This is a genomic window from Lapillicoccus sp., from assembly GCF_046595215.1.
Classification (GTDB): Bacteria; Actinomycetota; Actinomycetes; order Actinomycetales; family Dermatophilaceae; genus Lapillicoccus.
Genome location: NZ_JBKJPP010000121.1, coordinates 1 through 2,893 on the forward strand (window position 1 = coordinate 1; position 2,893 = coordinate 2,893).

At 71.3% G+C, this 2,893-nt stretch carries 4 protein-coding genes; 3 read left to right on the top strand and 1 reads right to left on the bottom strand.

What is annotated here, in order from left to right:
- Position 1 precedes the first annotated feature (1 nt).
- Entirely contained in the window at positions 2 to 658 is a 657-nt protein-coding gene (locus tag ACLL9L_RS09770; RefSeq protein WP_411284459.1) for a TlpA family protein disulfide reductase, read from the bottom strand.
- A gap of 135 nt (positions 659 to 793) precedes the next feature.
- Here ACLL9L_RS09770 and ACLL9L_RS09775 point away from each other — a divergent pair, with 135 nt between their 5' ends.
- The 3 genes from ACLL9L_RS09775 to ACLL9L_RS09785 all read left to right on the top strand — a co-directional run bounded on the left by ACLL9L_RS09775 (position 794) and on the right by ACLL9L_RS09785 (position 2,876).
- The gene (locus tag ACLL9L_RS09775) at positions 794 to 1,861 is read left to right on the top strand and encodes a cytochrome c biogenesis protein CcdA (RefSeq protein ID WP_411284460.1); all 1,068 of its coding nucleotides are present in this window, start codon (positions 794 to 796) and stop codon (positions 1,859 to 1,861) included.
- Between the two features lie 125 nt (positions 1,862 to 1,986).
- Positions 1,987 to 2,583, top strand: a complete 597-nt coding sequence (locus ACLL9L_RS09780; RefSeq protein ID WP_411284461.1) for a peroxiredoxin family protein — start codon at positions 1,987 to 1,989, stop codon at positions 2,581 to 2,583.
- Positions 2,580 to 2,876, top strand: a complete 297-nt coding sequence (locus tag ACLL9L_RS09785; protein WP_411284462.1) for a glutaredoxin family protein — start codon at positions 2,580 to 2,582, stop codon at positions 2,874 to 2,876. The genes ACLL9L_RS09780 and ACLL9L_RS09785 overlap by 4 nt, the downstream gene beginning before the upstream one ends.
- Positions 2,877 to 2,893 lie beyond the last annotated feature (17 nt).

The window sequence follows — 2,893 nt, forward strand, 5'->3', positions numbered from 1 at the left end:
GTCATCGGGCAGACCGCGCGGCGGTCTCCATCTCGGCGATGTCGGACTCGTGCAGTTCGCCGAGGTGCCGGAACACGATGGCCCCGGTGGAGTCGAGCACGAACGTGATCGGCACCCCGGGCACGTGCAGGCCGGCCAGAAGGGCTGCGCTCGGGTCGGACACGTTGGGGTAATGGACCTGCATCTGCGCCAGGAACGCCCACGCCGCGCCCGGGTCGTCCTTCACGTCAACCCCCAGGAACCCGGTTGCCGGGGCGAGCCGGGCGGCTGAGGCTCGCAGCCGCGGCATCTCCGTGCGGCACGGCGCGCACCAGGACGCCCACACGTTCACCACGGTCGGTCGGCCGTGGCCCGCGGCCATGTCCACCGCCGGCCCGGCCCCCAGGCACGTCAGCTGCAGTTGCGGGAGCCGATCACCGCCGCTGGCGGGCACGGAGGCGGGACATGGCTCCAACGGCACCTTCACGACCGGTTGGGCCGGACCCTCATCTGGTGGTCCGTTACCGAGGCCGGGCGCGGCCGAGGCGGCCGCATCGGCTGCGGCGGCCTGCTCGGCGAGGTTCGGGGTACCGCACCCGGCGAACAGGGACACGCCGAGCAGCGCCACCGCAAGGGCGGCCCCACGGCGTCCGCGACACGCCCTCCATTGCACTGTCACCGTAATCCACCCTTCACCCTGCGGCCGGCGATGGCCAGGTTCGTCCTTCTCACCACCTTCAGTACTATGTTGCCTAGTATCAACTATCGTCCCACGTAGTGTCGCCGCCCGATTGCGCAGCCAGGAGTTGACCCGATGGACCTACTGCTTGGCACCACCCTTTTCGCCTCTTTCCTCGGCGGTGTGGTCGCCCTGCTCGCGCCGTGCTGCGTCTCGGTGATGCTGCCGGCCTACTTCGCCTCCACCTTCCAACGGCGCACCCAGATCGTCGGCATGACGCTGGTCTTCGCGACCGGGGTCGCCACCATCATCTTGCCCATCGCGCTCGGCGCGTCGGCCCTGTCCGGACTGGTCTCCGGGCAGCACACCGTGGTCTTCACCGTCGGAGGATTGGCCATGCTGGTTATGGGCGCCGCGATGCTGCTCGGGGTCAAGTTCATGCTGCCGATGCCCGCCATGCGCGGCGGCGCCGGGCACGGCCTCGGTTCGGTGTACGGGCTGGGCGTCTTCTCGGGGGCCGCGTCCGCCTGCTGCGCCCCTGTCCTGGCCGGGGTGGCGGCGGTCTCGGGGGCGGCCGCGTCCTTCCCGGCAGCCCTGGCCATCGGGGTGGCCTACGTGTTCGGGATGGTCGCCCCGCTCAGCGCCCTCGCCGTGGTCTGGGACCGGCGCGACTGGGGCCAGGCGAGGCTGCTGGCCGGCCGCACCGTGACCTGGCGCCTGGCCGGACGGCGCAGGGACGTCCCCGTGCCGGCGGTGATCTCCGGCGGGCTGCTGCTGGCGATGGGGGTGCTCACGATGGTCCTGGCCTTCCGTGGGCCCTCGATGGCCACGGATGGGTGGCAGGTGCGGGTCTCGGCCGCCCTGACCCACACGGCCACGATCGTGCGCGAGCGGCTCGCCTGGATCCCCGGCCCGGTGCTGTCGGCGCTGGTGATCGGCGCACTCGCCTACCTGGTGGTTCGGGCGGTCCGAGCCCGCCGGCCAGATGCACGGTCCGCCACATCGACGGAGACCCAGGACAGCACGACGACCCGGCCCCTAGACACCGCAGACCCCGCAACGGCGTCGTCCGGCCGCACCCCGCACACCCCACTCACCCTTGACGACCGGCCAACCCCGGCCGACGACGGAGCCGTCCCCCCGGAGCGGCCCGACAAGCCGCACCAGCCCGCTGACGCCACCCCCCAGGAGAGCCGCCGATGAGACCCAACCGCCCCACCAAGGGACACCCAGCGCAGACAGCGCAGACAGCGCGAGCAGCTTCGAGCACGGCGGCTCGGCGGGGCAAGATCGCCGACGGGCCCAACACCCGGCGGTCCGTACCCTGGTTGACGGTCGTCGTCGCCGTCGTCGTCCTGGTGGTCATCGGCGCCCTGTACGTGGCCTTCCGGGACAGCACCGGAAACGCCCCGGCTGGCAAGAGCGGCGCCTACCAGGTCGGCACCCCAAGCGTCGGTGCCGCCGCGCCCGGCTTCACGCTGCCCGCCACGTCCGGTGCTCCCGTCAGCCTGAGCTCCCTGCAGGGCAAGACCGTCCTGCTGTACTTTCATGAGGGCCTGGGCTGCCAGCCCTGTTGGGACCAGATCCGCGACCTGGACGCCGCCGCCAGCCAGCTGAAGGCTGCCGGGGTCGACAAGCTGCTGAGCATCACCTCCGGACCGGTCGACCTGATCGCCCAGAAGATGGCCGACGACAAGCTGACCGCGACGGCGCTGGCCGACACCGACCTGTCGGTCTCTCGGACGTACAACGCCAACCAGTTCGGCATGATGGGCACCGACCGGGACGGGCACAGCTTCATCCTCGTCGGCCCCGACGGTCGGATCCAGTGGCGCGCCGACTACGGCGGCGCCCCCAAATACACCATGTATGTGCCCGTCGACCGGATGCTGGCCGACCTCAAGGCGGGGCGGGCCGCGGGATGACCAGCCAGCGAGCACCACGCCCCAAGGCCGCGGAGGTCACCCTGCTGACCCAACCGGACTGTTCCCTGTGCAAGCAGGCCAAGACCGTCCTGACCCGGCTCGTCGACGAGCGGCTCGTCACCGTCCGCGAGGTCGACCTGGCAGACCCCGAGGGACGGGATCTGGCCATCCGGCACGCCGTACTCTTCGCCCCCGGAGTACTCGTTGACGGGCAGCCCTTCAGCTACGGCCGCCTCTCCGAGAAGAAACTACGCCGACAGCTGGCCCGGAGCGGGGCCCCGACGCCAACATGAGCACGAAGATCGACCCG

Bases quoted from the DNA above. Each gene is read 5' to 3' on its own strand.
- ACLL9L_RS09775 (WP_411284460.1), top strand. From the start codon at position 794: ATGGACCTACTGCTTGGCACCACCCTTTTCGCCTCTTTCCTCGGCGGT.
- ACLL9L_RS09785 (WP_411284462.1), top strand. From the start codon at position 2,580: ATGACCAGCCAGCGAGCACCACGCCCCAAGGCCGCGGAGGTCACCCTG.